This is a genomic window from Flavobacterium sp. NRK F7, from assembly GCF_024054195.1.
Lineage (GTDB): Bacteria > Bacteroidota > Bacteroidia > Flavobacteriales > Flavobacteriaceae > Flavobacterium.
Window position 1 is genome coordinate 3470939 of record NZ_JAMXLB010000001.1, and the last position, 23963, is coordinate 3494901.

20 protein-coding genes are annotated in these 23963 nt (G+C 31.3%); 9 read left to right on the top strand and 11 right to left on the bottom strand.

Going from position 1 to position 23963, the window contains the following annotated elements:
- Positions 1-62 precede the first annotated feature (62 nt).
- From NHF47_RS15855 to radC, 6 genes are all read right to left on the bottom strand, one after another.
- Positions 63-551, bottom strand: coding sequence for a hypothetical protein (locus tag NHF47_RS15855; RefSeq protein ID WP_252765836.1), 489 nt, complete (start codon positions 549-551; stop codon positions 63-65).
- Positions 544-1884 (bottom strand): FtsX-like permease family protein, encoded by a 1341-nt coding sequence (locus tag NHF47_RS15860; protein ID WP_252765837.1) that lies wholly within the window; start codon positions 1882-1884, stop codon positions 544-546. Before NHF47_RS15860 ends, NHF47_RS15855 begins: the two co-directional genes overlap by 8 nt.
- Complete coding sequence (locus tag NHF47_RS15865) at positions 1885-2514, bottom strand: ABC transporter ATP-binding protein (RefSeq protein ID WP_252765838.1); 630 nt, start codon at positions 2512-2514, stop codon at positions 1885-1887.
- Positions 2515-2579: 65 nt separating this feature from the next.
- Positions 2580-3038, bottom strand: a complete 459-nt coding sequence (locus NHF47_RS15870; RefSeq protein WP_252765839.1) for an RES family NAD+ phosphorylase — start codon at positions 3036-3038, stop codon at positions 2580-2582.
- A complete protein-coding gene (locus tag NHF47_RS15875; RefSeq protein WP_252765840.1) occupies positions 3038-3541 on the bottom strand; it encodes an antitoxin Xre/MbcA/ParS toxin-binding domain-containing protein in 504 nt (167 codons plus the stop codon). Before NHF47_RS15875 ends, NHF47_RS15870 begins: the two co-directional genes overlap by 1 nt.
- A gap of 54 nt (positions 3542-3595) precedes the next feature.
- On the bottom strand, positions 3596-4279 hold the full coding sequence (radC, locus tag NHF47_RS15880; protein WP_252765841.1) for a DNA repair protein RadC: 684 nt from the start codon (positions 4277-4279) through the stop codon (positions 3596-3598).
- A gap of 127 nt (positions 4280-4406) precedes the next feature.
- Here radC and NHF47_RS15885 point away from each other — a divergent pair, with 127 nt between their 5' ends.
- The 3 genes from NHF47_RS15885 to NHF47_RS15895 all read left to right on the top strand — a co-directional run bounded on the left by NHF47_RS15885 (position 4407) and on the right by NHF47_RS15895 (position 8951).
- Complete coding sequence (locus NHF47_RS15885; protein ID WP_252765842.1) at positions 4407-5144, top strand: outer membrane lipoprotein-sorting protein; 738 nt, start codon at positions 4407-4409, stop codon at positions 5142-5144.
- A 2-nt stretch (positions 5145-5146) separates the two neighbouring features.
- On the top strand, positions 5147-8221 hold the full coding sequence (locus NHF47_RS15890; protein ID WP_252765843.1) for a hypothetical protein: 3075 nt from the start codon (positions 5147-5149) through the stop codon (positions 8219-8221).
- An 82-nt stretch (positions 8222-8303) separates the two neighbouring features.
- A complete protein-coding gene (locus NHF47_RS15895; protein ID WP_252765844.1) occupies positions 8304-8951 on the top strand; it encodes a DUF1287 domain-containing protein in 648 nt (215 codons plus the stop codon).
- Between the two features lie 217 nt (positions 8952-9168).
- On the opposite strand, the gene murC is transcribed toward NHF47_RS15895, so the two are convergent.
- Both murC and NHF47_RS15905 read right to left on the bottom strand, forming a co-directional pair.
- The gene (gene murC, locus NHF47_RS15900) at positions 9169-10524 is read right to left on the bottom strand and encodes a UDP-N-acetylmuramate--L-alanine ligase (RefSeq protein ID WP_252765845.1); all 1356 of its coding nucleotides are present in this window, start codon (positions 10522-10524) and stop codon (positions 9169-9171) included.
- Positions 10525-10560: 36 nt separating this feature from the next.
- Entirely contained in the window at positions 10561-11247 is a 687-nt protein-coding gene (locus tag NHF47_RS15905; RefSeq protein WP_252765846.1) for a M48 family metallopeptidase, read from the bottom strand.
- Between the two features lie 136 nt (positions 11248-11383).
- On the opposite strand from NHF47_RS15905, the gene NHF47_RS15910 reads away from it, so the two are divergent.
- A complete protein-coding gene (locus NHF47_RS15910) occupies positions 11384-17881 on the top strand; it encodes a carboxypeptidase-like regulatory domain-containing protein (protein WP_252765847.1) in 6498 nt (2165 codons plus the stop codon).
- Positions 17882-17952: 71 nt separating this feature from the next.
- Positions 17953-18423, top strand: coding sequence for a peptidoglycan-binding protein LysM (lysM, locus tag NHF47_RS15915; RefSeq protein ID WP_252765848.1), 471 nt, complete (start codon positions 17953-17955; stop codon positions 18421-18423).
- 28 nt (positions 18424-18451) lie between these two features.
- Here the strand turns inward: lysM and NHF47_RS15920 are convergent, their stop codons facing one another.
- Entirely contained in the window at positions 18452-18733 is a 282-nt protein-coding gene (locus NHF47_RS15920; protein WP_252765849.1) for a hypothetical protein, read from the bottom strand.
- Between the two features lie 124 nt (positions 18734-18857).
- On the opposite strand from NHF47_RS15920, the gene NHF47_RS15925 reads away from it, so the two are divergent.
- Both NHF47_RS15925 and NHF47_RS15930 read left to right on the top strand, forming a co-directional pair.
- Complete coding sequence (locus NHF47_RS15925; protein WP_252765850.1) at positions 18858-19169, top strand: roadblock/LC7 domain-containing protein; 312 nt, start codon at positions 18858-18860, stop codon at positions 19167-19169.
- Between the two features lie 23 nt (positions 19170-19192).
- Entirely contained in the window at positions 19193-19567 is a 375-nt protein-coding gene (locus NHF47_RS15930; RefSeq protein WP_140996234.1) for a hypothetical protein, read from the top strand.
- Between the two features lie 55 nt (positions 19568-19622).
- Here NHF47_RS15930 and obgE read toward each other — a convergent pair whose 3' ends face one another.
- Positions 19623-20639: a GTPase ObgE gene (obgE, locus tag NHF47_RS15935; protein WP_252765851.1), complete on the bottom strand. Its 1017-nt coding sequence runs from the start codon at positions 20637-20639 to the stop codon at positions 19623-19625.
- A 280-nt stretch (positions 20640-20919) separates the two neighbouring features.
- On the bottom strand, positions 20920-22041 hold the full coding sequence (locus tag NHF47_RS15940) for an adenylate kinase (RefSeq protein ID WP_374670172.1): 1122 nt from the start codon (positions 22039-22041) through the stop codon (positions 20920-20922).
- 100 nt (positions 22042-22141) lie between these two features.
- Here NHF47_RS15940 and NHF47_RS15945 point away from each other — a divergent pair, with 100 nt between their 5' ends.
- The gene (locus NHF47_RS15945) at positions 22142-22678 is read left to right on the top strand and encodes a hypothetical protein (RefSeq protein WP_252765853.1); all 537 of its coding nucleotides are present in this window, start codon (positions 22142-22144) and stop codon (positions 22676-22678) included.
- Positions 22679-22770: 92 nt separating this feature from the next.
- The gene (locus NHF47_RS15950; RefSeq protein WP_252766112.1) at positions 22771-23928 is read left to right on the top strand and encodes a 5-(carboxyamino)imidazole ribonucleotide synthase; all 1158 of its coding nucleotides are present in this window, start codon (positions 22771-22773) and stop codon (positions 23926-23928) included.
- Positions 23929-23963 lie beyond the last annotated feature (35 nt).

Consider the following 23963-nt stretch of genomic DNA (forward strand, 5'->3'; position numbering starts at 1 on the left):
CAATTTACATTTAATTTACTTAAATCAAAAAATTAAAAAAAGCCTAAAAAATAGGCTTAGATTTAATTTCCTGAAGTGATAACTGCATTTTCTATATGATAAATCCAGTCTTCAACATCACTATCATTATACCTGAATTTTCCTTTTAAAGTTACAAATTGATCCGTTTTTAATTTTGGTAAATCTCCTTTAAACTGAATTCCCATCAATGTCTCAGGTCCAGATTTACCACAAAAAAAACAGGCTGCAAAAACATTTTTACTAACCGCATAGTTCTTGTTATCAATTGGAATAATAAAACCACTTATAGTAACTTCTTTTCCTTGTAAAGATTTTAATTTTGGGTTAATCACCGGGAACATAATTTCTCCATAAACTTTATCGGCTTTTTTAAGATAGTCAATTTTACCTAACAAACTCCAAGTTAAAGTATCGGTTACCATTTCTTTTTTATTAGTATAAGAAGTAGCAATGTGATTATTCTTTTTATTAAAACTAAATAAAGCAATAAATACAACTAAGGCTGTTGCAAATTTTAAATAATTACGCATGTGTTAATGTTTTTGAAATATTTAAATAATAGGCTTTAACTGCAGGAATTAAAGCTGCTAAAAAACCTACCAAAATGGTTAATAAAAATAAAATGCCTTCTTTCTCCCAAATAAACTCATAAGGATTAAAGCTCAATTTAAAATCTTCTTCCGCAGAGGAAGAGATAAGCATTAATGCTACTCTACCCAAAACTGTACCAAAAATAAATCCAACTACACACAAAAGTAAACTTTCAATCATTACTAATCCTAAAAGTTGTATTCTTTTCGCTCCATTTACTCTAAGTAAAGCAAACTCGTTTTTTCGTTCTTTTAAAGTAGTAAATAAGGCAATAAAAATAGATATTCCCGATATTAACATTATTCCATAAGCAAGATAACGGAGCGCATTTATTCCTATTCCGAACATAGAAACTAAACGATTGACTTCGATTGCAGGAGAAACTGCTTGCATCTTTGTATTTTGAGCAATTATTCTGGGCCAAGTTACTATTCCCATTTTATTTCTAAATTGCAGCAAAACAGCAGTAATTTCCATACCTTCTTCATTCATTGAGCTTTTATCTTCAAGATGTAATTCTTCACCATGATTATGTTCATCTGGATCGTGTTCATGTTGATAATGTTCATCACCTTCTACATGCACATGCCCGTCTTCACCATGAATAGGGTTATGCATTTCTTCTTCATTATGTTCTTCTTTATTGTGCTCTTCAACATGAGTATCATGCATTTGCCAAACACTTGGAATGGTACACAAAATCAAATTATCAACAACTTTCCCAGTTGCAGCAGCAATTCCAACTACAGTATAATCATAATGATCATGAACTTCTCCTTCAGCTGCATCACCATGGGAACCAAAAAATGTATCCCCTATTTTTAACTTCAATTTTGTTGCTATTTCTGATCCAACAACTACTTCAAAATTCTTTTCAAATGGTCTTCCTTGGGCAATGATAGCTCCATACTTTTCTAAATAATCGGGCGTAGTCCCTAAAATTTTAAAACCTCTATAATTATCACCGAATGCTAACGGAATGGCTTTCTTTACAAATGGGTGTTGCATCCAAACTTTAGCAGAATCATAACTTATGTTTCCTGTGGGAGCATCCACTTGATATACTGAAGATAGAATTAACTGCAACGGACTTCCTTGAGCTCCCAATACTAAATCAACCCCATCTATATTAGAATTAAATTTTTCTTCAAACTGTTTTTCTAATAGCACTAGAACAGTAATTATAGCCACACTTGCTGTAAGCAAAATAATACTCAAAATAGTATTCAAAGGTTTAAACCAAATATTTCTCCATGCTAATTTTGTAATCATTTATATTAGGGTTATTCGGTTACTAAATTTTTCTTTAATACGACTATCATGTGTAACAATAAGCAATGCAGCCTTATATTCTTTAGACAAAGAAGTTAATAGCGAAATTACTTTCTCAGCATTTTTATCATCCAAGCTTGAAGTAGGCTCATCTGCTAATAGCACTTTCGGTTCATTCATTAAAGCTCTTGCAATAGAGACTCTTTGTTGCTGTCCAATACTTAGTTGGTTTGGCAATTTATTACTTTGGTTTACAATATTTAATTGTTCCAATAATTTTTTTGCTCTTTCAGAATTTTTTTTTCCTGTAGCTAACCAACTGGCCATTTCTAGATTTTCTATAACCGTTAAAGCGCTTACAAAATGAGATTTTTGAAAAACTACACCAATATTCTTCCCTCGAAAAGCATCATTTTGACGTTCTGAAAGCGTAAGAATGTCTGTAGAATCAATTAATATACTTCCTGTTTTAGGTTTTAACAAGCCTCCTAAAATATGCAAATACGTAGTTTTTCCTTTTCCAGAATCTCCTGTAATTAGTATGGTACTTCCAGCATCACAATGCAAGTCTGGAAAAATAAAAGTCTGTTCCTTAGTATAGGAAAATGTAATGTTTTTTGTGCTTATCATCTGCGATATGCTGTTTTTTTATGAGTTGCAAGATAACAAAATTGAAAAGAACTATTTCTTAATCTTTATTTAAAAATTCGTTTGTCAAAGGGAAAATCTTCTTGGTAAATGATTTTTATTCGCTTAAAATCATCATGAAAAGGATTTAGCAAATAATTATAATCACCTTGAACAACCGCAGAGGGTACTTTCAAAACAGCAGCTCTTTTACTTCTCAAAAATTCATCACCAATTTTTTGAGTTTCTATAAGTTCAGGAAAACTATTCCATCCTAAGGGAAGTTTTTTTACATCAATAGTTTCTATAGCTATATCATCCGGAATAAAAACAGTTAACATTACAAATCCAGCTGGCAATGTAGCTAGTGTTACATGCACGACTACTTCAGCCATAGCCAAAGCTCTACTTTGTGCCGTATATACCACTTCAATACCTTTAGAGTTCCATCTTGCCCCTGTTACAGATGCCCCTACACCAGAAAGTTCAATTGGATATTTTTTATTAGCTAACCGAAATACTTCCATTATACAAATATTCCGTATTGAATTTTATTCAATTCATTCATTACCATTTCCTTTCCATAGGAATCTTTAAGCAATTCAAAAGGTTGTAAATTACCTAAAGCAAAGTTTGGCGTGTTTAACCAAAGATAAAATTGTTCTTTCGAGTCAAAAACTTCTTTTCCTAAAGCAGTTACTTCAGCTAATTCTAAAATTTTTTCAGTGGGAATGGGATCAAAAACAAAATCCTTTTTTGATTTATTACGTTGTAAAGTTCGAAGAGAAACTCCTAAAAACTGAGCCCAATCTTCTTCATTAAAAGGAGTACGCTCTTTAATTAAATCATAAATTTCATATGGCAAACCTCTTCTAATAGAATGCACAATAAGCATTCTGTTTGAAAGAAATTTTTTATAGGTAATATCTTTGTCAACCAAACTCAAATCGGCTTCCTTTTCAACTTTAGAAACATACATTCGTACTGCTTTATCAATTTTTACATCAGAATTGGCTACTAACTTTGTCATAATAATGTCATTTGTCTGTAAAAATACGACATTTGTCTCAATAAAACAAATTTATTATAGGACACCTTCATCTGCAAAACTAAAATAATGATTTTCGGTAATTATAATATGGTCCAAAATTTGAATTTCCAAACTTTTACTTGCCTGCTGTAAATTCTTTGTTAAGTTAAGATCTGCTTGACTGGGTTTTAATTTACCAGAAGGATGATTGTGTAATAAAATAATTGCAGTAGCATTATATTCAAAAGCTATTTTGAAAATTATTCTCGAATCTACAAGTGTTCCTGTAATTCCACCCTTGCTAATTTGAGATTTATAAATTATTTTATTGGCATTATTCAAATAAAGAACCCAAAATTCTTCATGAGGTAATTCACCAATTATAGGTTGCATCAATTCAAAAACAGCTTTACTCGAAGTAATTTGCTCTAAAACTATCGCTTCTTCTACTCTTCGTCTTCTACCTAATTCTAAAGCAGCCGCAATTGTAATTGCTTTTGCTACACCTATACCTTTAAATTGAGTTAATTGAGCAATAGAAAGTTTACTTAAAACGGCTAGATTATAATTTGAAGAGGCTAAAATACGTTGACACAATTGAACAGCACTTTCATTTCGAGATCCGGAACCAATTAGAATCGCTAGCAATTCAGAATCAGACAAAGTCGCCTTTCCTTTTAATAAAAATTTTTCACGTGGGCGATCGTCCTCAGCCCACTGATTGATTGGCATATACATAATTGTTTTTTTTGGCTTATACACAAACAAAATAAATTGATTTTTTTTAAAATTCAAAAAAAACAGTAAAAAATGTAACAAGAAAGCAATAACAGAAACTAATTAATAAAACAAAAATCATAAAATTATGAAAACTATTAAAAAAGTACTCTCTGTAAGTTTTTTATTCTTAGCAACATTAGTTACTAATGCGCAAACAGCCGATGAAATAATTGACACCTATTTTACCAACATTGGAGGCAAAGAAAAATTAGCAAAAATTGATGGGTTTAAAATGAACATGACTACCAATTATAATGGTATGGAAATTCCAGTTGAAGTATACAACAATAAAGCTGGAAAAATGTATGTAAAAATTAATTTTCAAGGTAAAGACATCACACAATTAGCTTTTGACGGTAAGAAAGGCTGGTCAACAAATTTCATGACAATGAAAGCAGAAGAAATGGATTCAGAAACATCTGAAAACATGTTGTCGCAAATTTCAGATTTTCCCGATCCATTCTTAAATTATAAAGCGAAAGGATATACCGTTGAAATGCTAGGAAAAGAAACCAAAGAGGGAACTGAGTGTTTTAAAATAAAATTAACAAAAAAACCAGTAAAAATAGATGGTAAAATGGTTGACAATGTTACCTTTTATTATTTTGAAACTGAAAATTATGTACCCATCATGACTGAAACTGAAATTCAACAAGGCCCAATGAAAGGACAAATGTCTAAAAGTACGATGGGAGATTATCAAGAAGTTGAAGGAATGTACTTTCCATTTAGCATTAATCAAGGTGGACAAGCCATGGCGGTTAAAAAAATTGAAATAAATCCAACTGTGGATACTAAAGTTTTTGAAATGCCAACTGAATAATTATGAAAAAATACTATATTTTTCTAACCGCATGTATCCTCTCTTGTTATACAATTCACGCCCAAGAAATTTCACTTAAAGGGAAAGAGTTATTTGGGGATTTAAAAGCAAGACAAATTGGGCCAGCTATCATGAGCGGAAGAGTATCTGATCTTGCGCTTCATCCAAAAAACAATCAAGTTTTATTACTGGGTGCAGCTGGAGGTGGTGTTTGGAAAAGTTCAGACGGAGGCGCATCATTTGTTTCTCTTTTTGACAAACACATTCAATCTATTGGTACGGTTACATTCGACCCAAATAATCCCGACAATGTTCTATGGGTTGGAACAGGAGAAACATGGACTAGGAATAGTGTTTCTGTAGGGGACGGTATTTACAAATCTACCGATGGGGGTTTAAATTGGACCAACATGGGATTACCAAAATCCGAACACATAGCTTCCATAATTGTTGATCCAAGAAATTCAAATAATATTTGGGTTGGTGTACTTGGAGCGCTTTGGGGTGATAGTGAAGAAAGAGGTATTTATAATTCAACAGATGGTGGTAAAACATGGAACAAACAATTTTATATTAACGCCAAAACTGGTTGCTCTGATTTAGTAATTGACCCAACAAATCCCGATATCATGTATGCTAGTTTTTGGGAGTTTAGAAGAACAGCTTGGTCGTTTAATTCAGGAGGAACAGCTTCTGCTCTATTCAAAACTACAGATGGAGGTAAAACTTGGAATAAAATTCATAATGGTTTCCCTTCAGGACAATTAGGAAGAATTGCAATTGCAGTAGCCCCATCGAATACCTCTATTTTATATGCAGTTATTGAATGCGAAAAAGATACTCAAAAAGGGTTATACAAATCAGAAGATGCTGGTCAAACTTGGAAACACTTGAATAATGATTTTGGATTAGTCGTACGCCCTTTTTATTTTTCAAGAATTACAGTGGATCCAAAGAATCCAGATATTGTATACAAAGCAGGATTAAGTGGTTCCATTTCCAGAGACGGCGGAAAAACATTTAAAGATTTAGGAAGCATGCATTCTGATATTCATGACATTGTAATTGACCCATATGATCCTAGCAGAATTTATGTTGGTACAGACGGAGGCTTATACAGAAGTTGGAATAACGGTAGTACCCTTGAGATCGTTAGTAATTTACCCATTTCACAATATTATCATATTACTTTAGATAATAAAGAACCTTATAATATTTATGGTGGACTTCAAGACAATGGGTCTTGGTATGGTCCAAGTCAAAGCGATGGCGGTATTGAAGCAAAAGACTGGGAACGTGTAGGTTATGGCGATGGTTTTAGAGTATTAAAACACCCTACAAAAGATATCATTTACAGTGAGATGCAAGGAGCTGAAAATATTTGGCGTTACAATACCAAAACCAAAGAATTAAAAACCATACAGCCTTTACAAGAAAAAGGAGTTGAAAAATTGCGATTCAATTGGAATGCCCCTATCCTAACAAGTTTACATAATGAAGACCGTATTTATGCAGGAAGTCAGTTTTTACATGTTTCTGATGATATGGGAGCAAGTTGGAAAATCATTTCACCAGACTTAACTACTAATGATAAAAACAAACTCAACCAAGAAAACTCAGGAGGTCTTTCAAAGGATAATTCAGGAGCAGAAAACCATTGTACCCTATTTACAATTGCTGAATCACCATTGAATAAAAATATCATTTGGGTAGGTGCAGACGATGGGAATATTCAAGTAACACAAGATGGTGGTAAAACTTGGAAAAATGTAACGCAAAATTTTATGGGTTTACCCAAAAATACATGGTGCTATCATATTGAAACAAGTAATTTCAAAGAAGGCAGTGCATATGCTGTTTTTGATGGTCATACGAATAATGACAGCAATACGTATGTATACAAAACTACTGACTTTGGTACCACTTGGACATCTATTGTTACCAATGAAATTGACGGATTTGCTCGTTGTATTCAAGAAGATTATATTAATGAAAACTTATTGTTTTTAGGAACCGAAAAAGGCTTATATATAACTATTGATGGCGGCAAAAATTGGTCAAAATTTGAAAACAACATGCCTGCTGTTTCGGTAATGCATTTGGATTTGCATAAAAAAACGAATGACTTAGTAATGGCAACACATGGAAGAGGTATTATTATTTTAGATAATATTGATATTTTAAGACAAATTACCAATGATGTCATTGCAACTGATGTGCATTTCTTCAAAACCAAACCATTTGTAAAAGTAGAAAAATCTTCTTTTGGCGGTACAGCTACTGAATTAGAGTTCGTCGGTCCAAATCCAACTACAGCAGTACAAATTATTTACTATCTTAAAAAAAGAAATACATTTGGGAAGCTAGAAATGGAAATCCAAGACAAAGATGGAAAGAAAATTGTATTACTTCCAGTTAGTAACCAAAAAGGAATCAATATTGTAACTTGGAATTTTAATGAAAAAGGTCCTAAAGTAGCGGCAGGAAAAACATTAGACTACAGTGGTTTTACTACTCCATTAGTACCTGAAGGCACCTACAAAGCTGTTTTAACAAAAGGTAAGGAAAAGTATGTTCATGAATTTGAAGTGGTAAATGACCCAAAAAGTCCGATTTCTTTAGCTTCAAGACAAGAACAAAGAAAAACAACTCAATTGCTTTTCAATAAAGTTCAAGATTTAGCTTACATGGTGTATCAAATTGATGAAATGCTGCAAATAAATAATACCCTTGCTGAAAAAGACAAAGGATATAAAAAAACGGCTACAAAATACGAATCACAACTAAATGATTTAAAAAAGACTTTAGTAATAACAACTGGAGACAATTATGTAGGTTCTGCTGAAAAACAACTAAGAGAAAAATTAAGTGCGATTTATGCTTCGATTGCTTCACAATATGACGCTCCTTCTCCATCGCAAAAAGCGAATATCGAATCGGTATTAGATTTATTTAATAAAGCCGAAATGGAGTTTAAAAAGCTAGAAAAAAATATCTTTCCAAAAATTTTAGATACGTATAAAAAATTAAATCCAGATTATAAATTAAAGACCTTTGACCAATTTATTGAAGGATAATTAAATCTAAAAGACCAATCGTTGATTGGTCTTTTTTTATACTATTAAATAGAATATTTCGTTTCAATTAAAATGTTTGTTTATGAAAAAGCTATTTCTCTTTTTATTTTTTTGCTTTTTTTCGTGTCAAAAAAAAGAACAATCAAGACCATTGCTTGCCACTAAGCCAAAGCTTACAACACTCAAAGACAACTCCAAACAAAATACACTTTCTTTTGCTGAAAAACTATCTCAAGCCGCTATTTCAATCATAGATCCAGAAGTAATTTACACACCTAGTTATGTTCGTTTATCCTATCCAAATGGAGATGTTCCACACAAAACTGGGGTTTGTACTGATGTTATAATTCGTGCTTACAGAAAATTAAGCATTGATTTACAAAAAGAAGTTCATGAAGACATGAAAGCTAACTTTTCTAAATATCCTAAAATTTGGGGATTGAAAACAACCGACAAGAATATTGATCATCGACGCGTACCTAATTTAGAAGTTTTCTTTGAAAGAAAAGGTAAAAAATTAGCCATTAGCCAAAACCCAAAAGACTATAAAACAGGTGATCTTGTAACTTGGATGATAGGAGATGAATTACCTCATATAGGTATCATAACCCATTTAAAATCGACAGATGGAAAACGCCCCATGATTGTACACAATGTAGGTAGTGGTCAAGTATTACAAGATTGTTTGTTTAGTTATACCATTGTAGGTCATTTTACGTACGAAAAATAATTCTATTTCAATAAAAACTTATATAGAATAAACCCAGTAAATAAAAGAGTTGTAGTAAAGAACAAAAACAAAAAAAGAAGAATTATAAAACTCCAAATTCTTTTAATAGAATTTGAATTATTATCCTTAAATGTATTCCAATGCTTCTCAACGGATGGAAAAACATCAAAAAAATGAAACAAATTAAAAATAATATCTATAATATCCCATCAAATTTTTATTGAATCAATCCTTTTACCTCATCAAAATTCAGTCCACCATAATTACCCGAACTCATTAAAAGTAAAGCGGAATTTGTTAAGTTTTGAGAAAAAAGAAAATCTTTAAACTCAGTAGGATTTGTATAAATTATTAAATCTTTTCTATTAAATGAATTCGCAATTTGATCATACGAAACTGCTTCCAATTTTTTAATTTTTACTGCATCTGGTGAATAAAAAACAACTGCTACATCTGCACTATCTAAAGCACCTTGATATTCTTTTAAAAATGTAGCATTCAAACTACTATAAGTGTGCAATTCCAAACAAGCGATTAATTTTCTATCAGGATATTGATTTTTAACTGCTTTTGTGGTTGCTGCCACTTTACTTGGCGAATGTGCAAAATCTTTATAAGCAACTTTCTCTTTACTTTCAGCAATTTTTTCTAATCGTTTGCTCGCTCCTTTGAAAGTAGCTATGGCTTCATAAAATTCCGCTTCGTCCACTCCCATGCATTGGCAAATCCATTTTGCACCAGCTAAATTACTTAAATTATGAGCTCCAAATACTTCAATTGGCATAGGCCCTTCTGGTGTATTCAATAACGTCATTCCATTTTCAACTACGTAATCAGGGGTTTGATATGGAATTTTACGAATAGGGCTCTGTGCTTCTTCCGCTACCTGTTTAACAGTTGCATCTTCTTCATTGTATACCAAAATACCTCCATTGGTAATCTGGTTGGTGAAAATTTTAAATTGGTCTACATAATTTTCAAAAGTCGGAAAAACATTAATATGATCCCAAGCAATTCCAGATAACAAAGCTATATTTGGTTGATACAAATGAAACTTCGGACGCAAATCGATGGGAGAAGACAAGTATTCATCACCTTCTAAAACAATGAAGTCATTCTTTTCGGTTAAATGCACCATAGTATCAAAACCTTCTAATTGAGCACCAACCATATAATCCACTTCAATATCATGAAAATGCATCACATGCAAAATCATAGAAGTTATTGTGGTTTTTCCATGTGAGCCACCAATTACAACTCTCGTTTTATTCTTAGATTGCTCGTATAGAAATTCGGGATAGGAATAAATTTTTAATCCTAATTCTTTAGCTTTTAATAATTCTGGATTATCTGCTTTTGCATGCATTCCTAAGATAATGGCATCAATTTTTGAAGTAATCTTTTCTGGAAACCAACCCATTTCAACAGGCAATAAACCTTTTCGCTCTAATCTAGATTTAGATGGCTCAAATATTGCATCATCACTACCAGTTACTTGGTATCCTTTTTCATGTAAAGCTAAAGCAAGGTTATGCATTGCCGCACCGCCAATGGCTATAAAATGTGTATTCATGTAAAATAAAAGATTAGAGATTAGTTGCCACTAGTTTTAGTTATTGTATGTATCCGATTCTTCCTGAGCTACTTTAACTTTTTCAGGAAGATTCATCTTTTTATATAAATTGATCAATCGCTGGTATGCCATTTTAGAACGTGTTAAATGCACTCCTTTTAAATAATATTTTTCAGCGGATGCATACCGTTCAAAATATTCATCGATATGTCCTTTCGCCATATAACCATCTATTTTAGAAATAGCCATTAATTCATCCGCATACAGTTGTGCCTTTTTTTCACTTCCACCCACAATGGCAGGAAGTTCCAAATACAAAATAACAAGTGCCCATCGTGTATCGGTATGCTTTGGATCCAATTTAGCAGCTGTTTTAAAGGAATCTTCAATCTCATCAATCATTCCGAGTGCTTTGAACTTATTACTCCCTTTGGCTTTCATTCCCATCGCGCCTCCATATTTATAATGGTAATTAGCATTATTTGGAAATCGGTCTCTAAGCGATTTATATTTGACCATAGCTTCATCCCATTTTTTATAATAACCTGCAATATCTCCTAAATACTCAATGGTTTTAGAATCATTAGGTTTCACCTTTAGATAAGCTTCAAAATAAACATTCGCTTCATCATATTTTTTTTGATTGAATAACGTTTCTCCTTTCTCAAAATTACTTTGAGAAAAAACAATCCAGGGTAAAAAAAGCACTACAAACTTATACATATCAAAATTTATGTTTCAAAAATAAGAAAATTGAAGCATACTAATAGAATCAAAATTTATTTATATTAGATAAATTTTATTTTAACCCATCCAACCTTTTTATAATTTTAACGCTCTACAATAGAAAACTACTTCCATGAAAAAATATTTAACACTCACTTTCTTTTTTATAGCAATTTGGATATTTTCTCAAAACAACTATGATAAAGATTGGAGAGAAGTATATCAATTTGAATTAGATGGTCAAATACAATCTGCTTATGAAAAAGTACAACATATTTATAAAAAAGCAAAAAAGAAACAAGAAGAGGTTCAAATTATTAAAACTTTTTTCTATACATCTAAGTTTATACAACAATTAGAAGAAGAGGCACAACTAAAAATAATAACAAATCTTACCAAAGAATTAAATGAAGCAGACGAACCCATTAAATCTATTTATCATTTTATTTTTGCTCAGTTATTAACAGACTATTTAAACGAAAATAGGTATAAAATCAAAAACAGGACAGATACTTCTGATACTGTAGAAGATAATTTTCTTTTTTGGAGCGTTTCAAGATTAGAAAAAGAAATTTCCAATCATTATGATTACTCTAGGGATAACATTACACTACTAAATCAAAAAAACATATTGGAGTACAAAGATATTTTTATAATTTCTCCAGACATAGATGCTAAAAATTACAGCCTGTATGCTTTTTTGTGGAATAAATGTTTTGAATATTTTAAAAAAGATGTATCGCAATGGCAATTTAATAAAAGTAATTTAGAACCTGAAACAATAATCACTCTCTATGCCGAATCAGCATTATTTACCAATTTATCTACTTCCAAAATAATAAATCCTGATAGTAAAAAAATTATTGAATTGCTTGTGGAATATGAAAAACATGCAACTAAAGACAAACCATCTATTTATTTAAAACGTCTTAATTACATCCATTCTTTAGTAAGCGACAATTCGCTTTATCTTCAAAGTTTAAAACAACTAGAAAAAAATAATAAAAACACTCATTTACAACAAGAAATTAGAATTTGTAAAGCCCAGTATTTATATGAAATTACAGAAAAAAATACAGCAGAAAATCATTATGATGAAGTGCTTAAACTATGTGATTCTGTTCTACAAATTAAAAACAACATCAATGCATTAGCAGAAGCAGAAAGAATCAAAAACCGAATTTTAAATAAAGATTTAACCATTGAAGTAAAAGAGATTTTATACAACAAAGAATCATCAAGAGCCTATCTAAAATATAAAAATATTGACACCATTACCCTTCACTATTTTAAAATTCCTAAGACTTTTTTAAATTCAAATACTAAAAAGAAAGACTCCATTATTTACGATTATATAAGTAAAAACAATCCTGTTACCACTTTTAGTAGGATTTTACCCAATCCTAAAAAATACTTCCAATTTTCAACAGAAGTACTATTAGAACCTGCAACAATTGGCGACTATCTCTTAATTGTACAACCAAACACTCAGCCATTACTTAAAGACAACTTTGAATATACGATTTTTACAGTTTCTAATATTGCATTTGTAAATGATAGCGATGCTAAATACGATTACTTCTATGCTTCTGACAGGAACAGTGGTAAACCACTAGAAAATATTATCGTTAAAAATAATGAAGAAACTCAAAAAACAGACGCACAAGGTAAAGCCAGTTTTAAGAAAAAGAAATTCGAAAAAGATAAAACTAATATAAGTTTAAGTCCAGTCTATTTTATCAATCGTAAAGACACCTTAATAAGCTCATACCATAAGGGATGGTATTTTGAATCTAACTCAAAAGACAAGAAAGAAGATGAGGAAGAATTTGAAGCAAAAGCAAAGGTCTATTTTGACAGAGCAATATATCGTCCAGGTCAAAAAGTTTATTATAAAGGTATCCTTATTCAAAATAAGAAAAATAATAAAAGTATTGTCCCTTACGTAACTGTTTTAGTAATTATTGAAGATTCCGATTTTAATACTTTAAAAGAATATGAAGTACAAACCAATGAATTTGGCTCTTTTACAGGTGAATTTGAACTTCCTAAGAATTGCTTAACAGGTCAATTTACGCTTACAATTGACGAACCTGATCATTATGAAAACGACAAAAAATATTATAATAAAAAAGAAGACGAACATTCCTTTTGGGATATTGTAGATTTTGATTATGATAACGAATTTAGCTTCCAAGTAGAAGAATATAAACGTCCAACATTTGAAGTTGTTTTTGATGAAATTAAAGAAAACTACACGCTTGGAGATACTTTAAAAATTAAAGGCAATGCAAAAACCTTAGCAGGAAGTAATCTTACGAATGTGAATGTAAAGTATACTATAACTAAAAATGTTTATACTGAAGATTACAATACAAATTCAAATAGAGATAATACAATTGGACAAGTAACCACAGATGGAAATGGTAATTTCACAATTTCAATTGTCGCAAATGATACCATTTTAGCATCCGATAGAATCGAAAAAATTATATTTAATATTGATGTTGAAGTTACAGATAGCAATGGAGAAACAAGAGTTGCAAAGAAAAGCGTAGTCGTTGGAAAGAAAATGCTCCAACTACAACTTTACCTGAACAAAGGTCAATTGTATAAGGAAGATACAAACTCCGTTTCAATTCAAGCAACCACATTAAACAATTATACTATTAATGCTAAAGGAACATTGTATGTATCCTATCTTGCAAAGCAAAAGTATTTTAAAGAACGTCAATTCCCAACACCTGAAATACAAACTATTTCTAAAAAAGAATTCGAAACTCTTTTTCCAAACGAACCTTATCAAGAAAAGGATTTGAACATTGAAGAAAAAGTAGTTAAAACAATTTCTTTTGATACTAAAGAAAACAAAAAAGTTGCATTAGATTTTCTAAATGAGTTAGAAAATGGCAATTATAAAATTGTTGCCAAAGCATTGGATGCGAACAAAAATGAAATTATTACAAGTACGTATTTTGAACTCAACTCTAGAAAAAACAATTTTGACGAAAGTGTTCTTTTTACTTTTAAGGATATCACTGATCCACTAAGCGATTATTTTGAATTTGAATTTCAATCGGTTATTCCTGATCTATTTATTTTCTCTAGATTTTATGTGGGTGAAAACCTAAATCAAGAACAGGTTATAGCACTAAAAAACAACAAAGGCTTTTTAAAAATAAAGAAAGAAAAAAATTCGAATAATCAGGCAGATTTCTATTTTCATTTTTCTACTCATTATGACAACACAACCTTTGTAAAAACATACGCTATCCCTAAAGAATTAGTAGATAAAAAACTAGATTTTGAAATTATTAGTTTAAGAAATAAAATAGAACCTAATAGTAACGAAAGTTGGTCTTTTAAAATTAGGAATACACAACTTGAAACTGAAGTTTTGGCAAGTATGTATGATAGCTCTTTAGACCAATTTAAAATGGGAGATTGGGACACGTATTTAAATTTTGACAGAGAATATAATGCTCCAAATTATCCTTCCTTTTACAAAAAGGACACAAAATCTATTTATTTCAATAAATTCTATCAAAACTATCAATATTATAAGTATTATATTAAAAATCCAGAGCTGAATCAGTTTGGCTTTCACTTTACTACTTCTTACAGTAAAAACAGCAACCAAAAATATTTACAAACGGTTGAACCTTTGGTTACCATCCCAAAAAATGCTACCTATTTGACCGGAAACGTTAAAGATGCCTTGGGTCCATTAGCTGGTGCAACTATTACCGTACAAGGTACTCGTAGAGGCACGACCAGTGATTTCGATGGCAATTTTAGTATAGCCGCAGAACCCGGAGAAATCTTAACCATTTCCTATATCGGAATGATAGATTCTTATTATACTGTAAAAAAGAAAAATGACAATATTACTATTACTTTAGAAAACGACGAAACCGATTTAAAAGAAGTTGTGGTTGTAGCATATGGTATTAAAAGAGAGAAAAAAGCGCTTGGATATGCAGTAACCGTTATTCACGATACAATTCCTCAAGACTCTAAATTTCTTAGTTATTTAAGCGGAGTAGTTGCTGGAGTTGAAGTACAAGAAAACCCTGGAAGCGCAACTACAATTAGAATTAGAGGATTTGGATCTGTAACCAATTCAAAAGGGCCTTTATATATAGTTGATGGTGTTCCCGTTACGGCTGAAGAATTTTCAAAATTAACGGTTGGTGATATTGGTAATTATACGCTATTAAAAGATGCTTCTGCCACTGCTTTATACGGTAGCAGTGCAGCTGGAGGCGCTATTATTGTCACAACAAAAAAAGCCCTCAAAGAAGTTACTCAAGTAAAAACCCGTACTAACTTTAACGAAACTGCTTTCTTCTATCCAGAATTAAAAACAGATAAAGAAGGAAAAATAAGTTTTGGTTTTACCACACCAGAATCTTTAACCCGATGGAAATTAAGATTACTTGGACATACTAAAAATTTTGAAACAGGTTATTTTCAAACGGATATTGTTTCACAGAAAGAACTTATGGTAATGCCTAATTTACCTCGCTTTGTTAGAGAAAAAGATACAATAACACTTGTCTCAAAAGTGGTAAACCTCACACATGAAACAAAGTCAGGAATTGCCATGCTTTTATTATTTGATGCTACAAATGGAAAAGCAGTTGATAGTATTTCTCTTAACCTTAACAATCAGAAAAACTTTAGTTGCAAACCTAAAGAAAGCGTTGCTGTTTCATGGACGATAACTATTCCCGAACAGCTACAAGGGTTACAATATAAAATTGTAGCGCAATCTGGAAATCATTCAGATGGTGAAGAAAACATACTACCAGTTTTAAGTAATAAAATAGCAATTACTGAAACTATACCGCTATGGGTGAGAGAAAACAGTAAAAAAGAATATGTACTTGAAAATTTAAAAACCAATACCTCTCCTACTCTTCAGAATTATAGTTTTACATTGGAATATACTTCAAACCCAGTTTGGCTAGCAGTACAAGCGCTTCCTTATTTAATAGAATTTGAACATGAATGTGCCGAACAAACATTTGCACGCTATTATGCTAACGCTATTGCAGCAGAAATTATAACTAAGAATCCAAAAATTGCTACTTTATTTGAATCGTATCGAAAGGAAAAAAAGCCAGAGGTTAAATTAAAAATGAATGAAGCATTAAAATCAATTCTATTAGCGGAAACACCTTGGTTCTTTGACTCGGAAAATGAAACTGTAAAAAAACAACAACTGGCTCTTTTATTTGATATTCGTTCACTAGAAGAAAATAGAGAAACAACTTTGCAAAAATTAAATGACAAAGTATTAAATAGTGGCGGTTTTTCATGGTTTGATGGTGGTGAAGTGAATCTCTTTATTACACAACATATCCTAGCAGGAATAGGTCATATGAATCAATTATTTCCTGATTACAAAAGCAACCACAGTACTATAGTTTCAAAAAGCATTCCTTTTGTAGATTATCAATTTTTAGAACGTTTTGAAACCAACAAAATTCAATTTAAAAATTATTCCTTTACCGATATTCATTATTTATACACCAGAAGTTTCTTTTTGAATGATTTTCCATTAAACGCGAAATTAAATTCAATGATTCAATTCCAATTAGAAGAAGTGAAACAAAATTGGCTCAACTATTCTTTGTACCAAAAAGGGCAATTGGCTTTAATTTATCATCGATTTGGGGATACCAATATGGCTAAAAAAATACTCAAAAATTTAAAAGAAACAGCCTCTTTAAATGATGAAATAGGTATGTATTGGATTGAAAACTCAGGGAGCTGGTATTGGTATCAATCACAAATTGAAACACAAGCCTTGTTAGTAGAAGCCTTTAACGAAATAGCTCAAGATAAAAAATCTATAGATTTAATGAAGGTTTGGTTATTAAAAAATAAACAAAATAAAAACTGGAACAATACAAAAGCAACTACTGAAGCTATTTACGCTCTTTTATTACAAGGAACAAATTGGACTTCTGTAAAAGACAAGGCCATTATTAAAATAGGAAATAAAAAGATTGCAACAAAAAAACTAAGCGAACAAGAAAAAGAAGCTGAAACAGGATATTTTAAATTAAATTGGAAAGAAGATGATATTTCAAATGAAATGGCAAACATTTCTATCGAAAATCAATCTGAAGTACCGAGTTTTGGTGGTATTTATTGGCAATATTTTGAAGATTTAGAAGCGATCCAAGAAAGTTCTAATAATGTTTTACAAATCACAAAAAAATTATTTAAAAAAGAGAATACTAAAACCGGACCCATTTTAAGTAATATTGAACAAGAAGATCTAAAAATAGGCGATATAGTAACGATACGTTTGTATTTAAAAGTTACCGAAGATCTAGAATTTGTACATTTAAAAGATTTAAGAGCTTCTTGTTTTGAGCCATTAGATGTACTTTCTAAACACGAATGGGAAGAAAATTTACATTATTATAAGAGTACAAAAGATGTGGCTACTCATTTCTTTTTTGATAGAATTTACAAAGGAAATTATAGCATAGAATATGATGTTAGAATAAATCATTCTGGAAATTTTAATGATGGAATTGCTACTATTCAAAGTATGTATGCTCCTGAATTTAGTGCACATTCAAAAAACAATAAGGTAAACATTACAAAATAATAAACTGATACTCCTAAATAATTACTTCATTTTTAGTATATTTGAGATATAACAATAAACAACTTTGAATTATGGGATTATTTTCATTTGTAAAGAACGCAGGTGCTAAACTTTTTGGTAAAAAAGAAGAAGAAGCTCCAGTAGAGGAAAAGGCCGTTTTAAAGGCGAGTGCATTATTAGAACATGTAAAAGCGCTTGGACTAAAGTATAAAAATATTAAAATTAGCCTAAGAGGTGACGATGTAGTAGTAGAAGGCGATGTAGAGCAGCAAGAAGATGCAGAAAGAATTATCTTGGCTATTGGGAATGTAGAAGGTGTAGACACTGTAGATAACCAAATGAAAGTTATTGCACCTGAGCCCAAACCAGAAGCACAATTCCACACTGTTGAAAAAGGAGAATGGTTATCTAAGATTGCAAAAAAATATTATGGTGATGCAAACAAATACAATATTATTTTTGAAGCGAACCAACCTATGTTAGACCATCCAGATAAAATTTATCCTGGACAAGTACTTCGAATTCCAAAAATTGATTCATAAAAAAAGCGACTTCTATAAGTCGCTTTTTTTATCTTCTTCTTCTACCGAAATAACTCGTTCCTAAATTTGTTAAATTCATAGCCGATTTATATTCTGGCTTTCTAAAGGATTGAGAAAGAGAATCAAAATCGCTTTCTACTCCAACTAACTCACCTTCTTCGGCTTCAATAGTATTAAAAACAATCTCTTCTCTTTTAATTTGTTGATTTTTAAATGATTCATCCGCATATCCAAAACGAATCTTATTAAAAGCCTCTAACTTTAAGCTCAAGGAATGTCTAAGAGCTTCTAAATCTTTTTGGTTTTCCATCACTGATAATTTTAATCAAAGCTACAAAATATTTTAACACATATTACAGAAAAAGTGTAATAATTTTAACGTTAACATAAAAAAACGGATTATATTTGTTTAAAATAAACCCGTGATAACAAATATGTTACAAAAATTAATCTCAAAAACTGCTATAGATGCGGCTTTACTCTTCGATAAAAAAGGTACCTTAATAGATTCTGAAAATTTAGACAATCCTGAAACCCTTTCCGCCATGTCTGCAATTATTGTAGAAATGTGCCAAGGATTAATTGAAGAATTAGACCAAAGAGATTTAAGTCAAATTATTTTAAAAAGTGAATCGTTACTAATTATTGCTAATACTACAAAAGAAGATCAACTTTTAATAGCTGTTACAAGAGACGTAACAAAACTGGGACTTTTAATGAAAGTCTTAGAAAATTTCGAAAACTAAATTATAATTTTTAACTATTAACCATGTCAGATTTCTTATCTAAGTTCGGTGAGGACTTAAAAAACAATGTTTCTGGTTTTATCGCTGTAAGTATTACAGAAGTTAAAACAGGAATTTCCTATTATTCATTATCTGCAAACTCATCTTTTGATCCTGAATTAGCTTCTGCTTACAATCTAGAAGTTGTTAAGGCTAAATTAAATGCCATTAAAGCTTTAGGATTGGATCAAAAAATTGAAAATATAATGATTAATTTATCATCTCAAATTCACATTATTGACATTTCTGATGCAGGAGATTATTTCATCTATCTTGCTGTAGATGCTAACAAAGTGAATTTAGGAATGACTAAAGCCCTTTTAAATAAATACAAACAAGATATTATTGGAAAAATTTAAAATGATGCTACCATAAAAAAAGGAATGATAAAAATCATTCCTTTTTTTATGGTATTTATTCTTTTTCATTGGTTGTGTTCAACATTTTCCACAACTTATCTTTTAATTCTTGCAGACCTTGTTGGGCTACCGAAGAAATAAACATATATTCAACTCCTTTAAATTCTTTATCCAATTGCATTTTCATTTCCGATTTAAGTTCCTCGTCTAACATATCTGATTTTGAAACTACTACCAATCGGTCTTTATCTAACATTTCAGGATTATACCTTCTTAATTCGTCTAATAATATTTCATATTCCTTTTTAATATCATCTGTATCAGCAGGAATTAAAAACAATAACGTAGAGTTTCTCTCAATATGTCGTAAAAAATAATGACCTAATCCTTTTCCCTCTGCTGCTCCTTCTATAATTCCAGGAATATCTGCAATTACAAATGATTGGAAATCGCGATACGCTACAATACCTAAATTGGGTTTTAATGTCGTAAAAGGATAATCCGCAATTTTAGGCTTAGCTGCTGTTAAAACCGATAATAAAGTGGATTTTCCTGCATTTGGAAATCCTACTAAACCAACATCAGCTAATACTTTTAACTCCAGAATAATATCTAGTTCTTCACCTGGAATACCTGGTTGCGAATAACGAGGCGTTTGATTCGTTGCACTTCTAAAATGCCAGTTACCTAAACCTCCTTTACCTCCTTTTGCTATGATTTTAGATTCTCCATGTTCCGTAATTTCAAATAATACTTCGCCTGTTTCTTTATCTTTAACTACGGTTCCTAAAGGCACTTCAATTATTTTGTCTTCGCCATCTGCTCCTGTACTTCTAGAACTTCCTCCATCTCCACCATGACCAGCTTTTACATGACGTAAAAATTTTAAATGAAATAGTGTCCATAACCCTTTGTTACCCACTAAAATTACGTGCCCGCCTCGACCTCCGTCTCCACCATCTGGACCTCCTTTTTCAATAAATTTCTCTCTATGTAAATGTGTAGAACCTTTACCTCCTTTACCAGAAGCCAAATAAATTTTTACATAATCTACAAAATTTCCTTCCGTCATAACAACTATTTCTATTAATTATATGTGTTTTTTACTTGAAAATTAATTCATTGTAAAAAAAGCATCCTTTATTTATTTTTTGCAAATGTATAACTTAAAATTGAATTTATTGCTGGTTTTCATAGCCCAGATGGAAATGAAAAGCGTAGGCTACAACTAAAAGAGCAGGCTCATAAAAAAAGAGCAACTGGTAAGAAGCTCCTTTTTTTATGCTTGGCATGCCTTTTAAGTGTAGCCATACCTTGTAGTGAACAGCTGGAAAATGCTCCAACCAAAAATCTTACAATAACCCGTCGATAACAACAGATAATCTTTCAGTTACCTCAGCAATTTGACCAATTCCATCTACTGGTTTGAATTTATTTTGCTTTTTATAATAATCCATTAAAGGAGCTGTTTTTTGGTTGTACTCCTCATAACGATTTCTAATTTTTTCTTCGTCTTGATCGTCTGGTCTACCAGAAGTTTTTCCTCTTTCTAATAAGCGTTGCACTAAAATTTCATCATCAGCCTCTAAAGCAACAGTTGCCGTTACTTCTTGTCCTTTTGAACTTAAAAATGCATCTAAAGCTTCAGCCTGAGCAATGGTTCTTGGGAACCCATCAAATAAAAAGCCTTTGGCCTGAGGATTTTTATCCACTTCACTTTGTAACATTTGAATAGTAACTGCATCAGGAACTAAATCGCCTTTATCCATATAGGTTTTAGCCAATCTTCCTAAATCAGTATCATTTTTTATATTATATCTAAAAATATCTCCAGTTGAAAGGTGCACTAAGTTGTATTTTTCTTTTAAAAAATCGGCTTGAGTACCTTTTCCAGCTCCTGGTTTTCCGAATAAAACTATATTAATCATTTGTGTGTTTATATTTTCTTTAGCTAATTGATATACATCGGGTAAGTTTCTTCCTAAACCATCATAATCCAATCCAAAACCTACTATAAAGCGATCTGGAATACGAATCCCTACATAATCTAATTTGATGTCTTTTTTGTAAGCATCTGGTTTAAAAAACAGGGTCGCAATCTTTAAATGTTTTACCTTTTTCTCCTTAAAAATGGCTTTCAATTCTTCCACTGTATTACCGGTATCTACAATATCTTCAACAATTACAACCGTTTTGCCTTCTAAATCTTCATTGAGTCCAATCAATTGTTTTACTTGATTCGTAGACTGTGTCCCATCATAAGAAGCTAGTTTTACAAAACTTACTTCACACATGCCTCTATAGTATTTCATTAAATCGGAAATAACTTTAAAAGAACCATTTAAAACACCAATAAAAACAGGGATTTCGTCAAAAAAATCGTCATCCATTTGTTTGGCCATATTTTGAATCGCAAAATCAATTTCATCTGAAGAAATGAACGGTTCAAAATGTTTATCATGTAGTTGAATCACAGGATTTAGTTTTAAAAATGAAGGAACAAATTTAAGAAAGTAATCAGTATTAACCATTACCAATTGAAATGTTTTTTTTAATTTTTACTATTTTTATGAAATGAAATCTTCCTTTTATTTACAAATAGAAAACAGTACCGCTCATAGGCATTCTAGAGACGAACTTTGCGAAAGGGCTTTATCTAACAAAGAAGCGCTTAAAGAACTTTTTTTATTTGCATTTGATCTAGCGAATAAAAATCATTTTAAAGCCTGTTGGTCTTTAGAACTGGTTCTTGAAAAAGATATCACTTTATTGCTTCCTCATCTCGATACTTTTATAAGCAAAGTGAAATTATACCACCATGATTCTGCTTTACGATCCATTTCAAAAATTTGTTTGTTTGTATCCAAAAGTAAAAAAATAAGGTTAAACGATGACCAAGAACAAGTGCTTGTTGAAGCCTGTTTGGACTGGTTGATTCAAGAAGAAAAAGTTGCAACGAAAGCATATGCTATAAGAGCTTTGTATAATTTTAGCAAAAACAAACCATGGATAAAAGAAGAGTTACGCTCTATTTTAGAGCAAGATTACAGTTTGCACTCTGCTGCTTATAAAGTCGTTGCTAAAGAGGTTTTAAAAAAAATTAATAAGTAAGCAATTGTGTAATAGTAATTGTCTAAGTATCTTTGCACAACTAACTACAAACAACAAAAAAGGAAACCTAAAAAATGGGTTCACACACAACAATGAATTATTTCTCATCAGACTTTAAACTAGGTATTTTAGGTGGTGGTCAATTAGGAAAAATGATGCTATATGACACCCGAAAATTTGACATTCAAACTTTTGTTTTAGATCCAAGCGAAGAAGCACCTTCACGCTTCGGTTGTAATAACTTCTACCGAGGCAGCTTAATGGATTTTGATACCGTATATCAATTTGGAAAACTAGTGGATTTATTAACTATCGAAATTGAAAACGTTAATTTAGATGCCTTAGACAAATTAGAAGAAGAAGGATTACCTATTTTTCCTTCTCCAAAAACGCTCCGTTTGATTCAAAATAAAGGAAAACAAAAAGATTTATATGTAAAGAATGAAATCCCAACATCTAAACATTTACGTTTTGTAGGGTTAGATGATTTGCGAGAAAGCATTGCCAAAGATGAATTGGATTTTCCTTTTGTTTGGAAGAGTGCCCAATTTGGTTATGATGGTAATGGGGTGAAAATTTGTCGTTCTGCTCTAGATTTGATGAAATTACCCGATGTTGAATGTTTGGCAGAAGATTTAGTTCCTTTTAAAAATGAATTGGCTGTTATTGTTGCCCGAAGCTTTTCTGGGGAAATTAAGACTTATCCTGTTGTTGAAATGGAATTTCATCCAGAAGCCAATCAGGTTGAATATGTGATTTGTCCTGCGCGAATAAATGATGCCGTTGCCCAAAAAGCTAGAGAAGTAGCTTTAAAAGTTTCAGAGACCTTCAACCATGTTGGCTTATTAGCGGTAGAAATGTTTCAAACAGAAACAGATGAAATATTAGTCAATGAAGTGGCTCCAAGACCTCACAATTCTGGTCATTACAGTATTGAAGCGAGCTATACTTCTCAATTTGAAAATCATATCCGTGCCATTTTAAACTTACCTTTAGGGAATACCGAAAGCAAAGTTGCAGGTATTATGGTAAACTTGGTAGGAGAAGAAGGACACACGGGTCAAGTGTACTATGAAAATATTGATAAAATTATGGCTATTGACGGAGTAACCCCTCATATTTATGGTAAAAGAGAAACCAGACCTTTTAGAAAAATGGGACACGTTACTATTGTGAATGAAAATATGGAAGAAGCTCGAAAGATTGCAGAGGAAGTAAAAAATAGTATTCGAGTGATTGCTGTTGAGTAAATAGTATTCTGTCTCAGTTAGTAGATTAAAAGCTA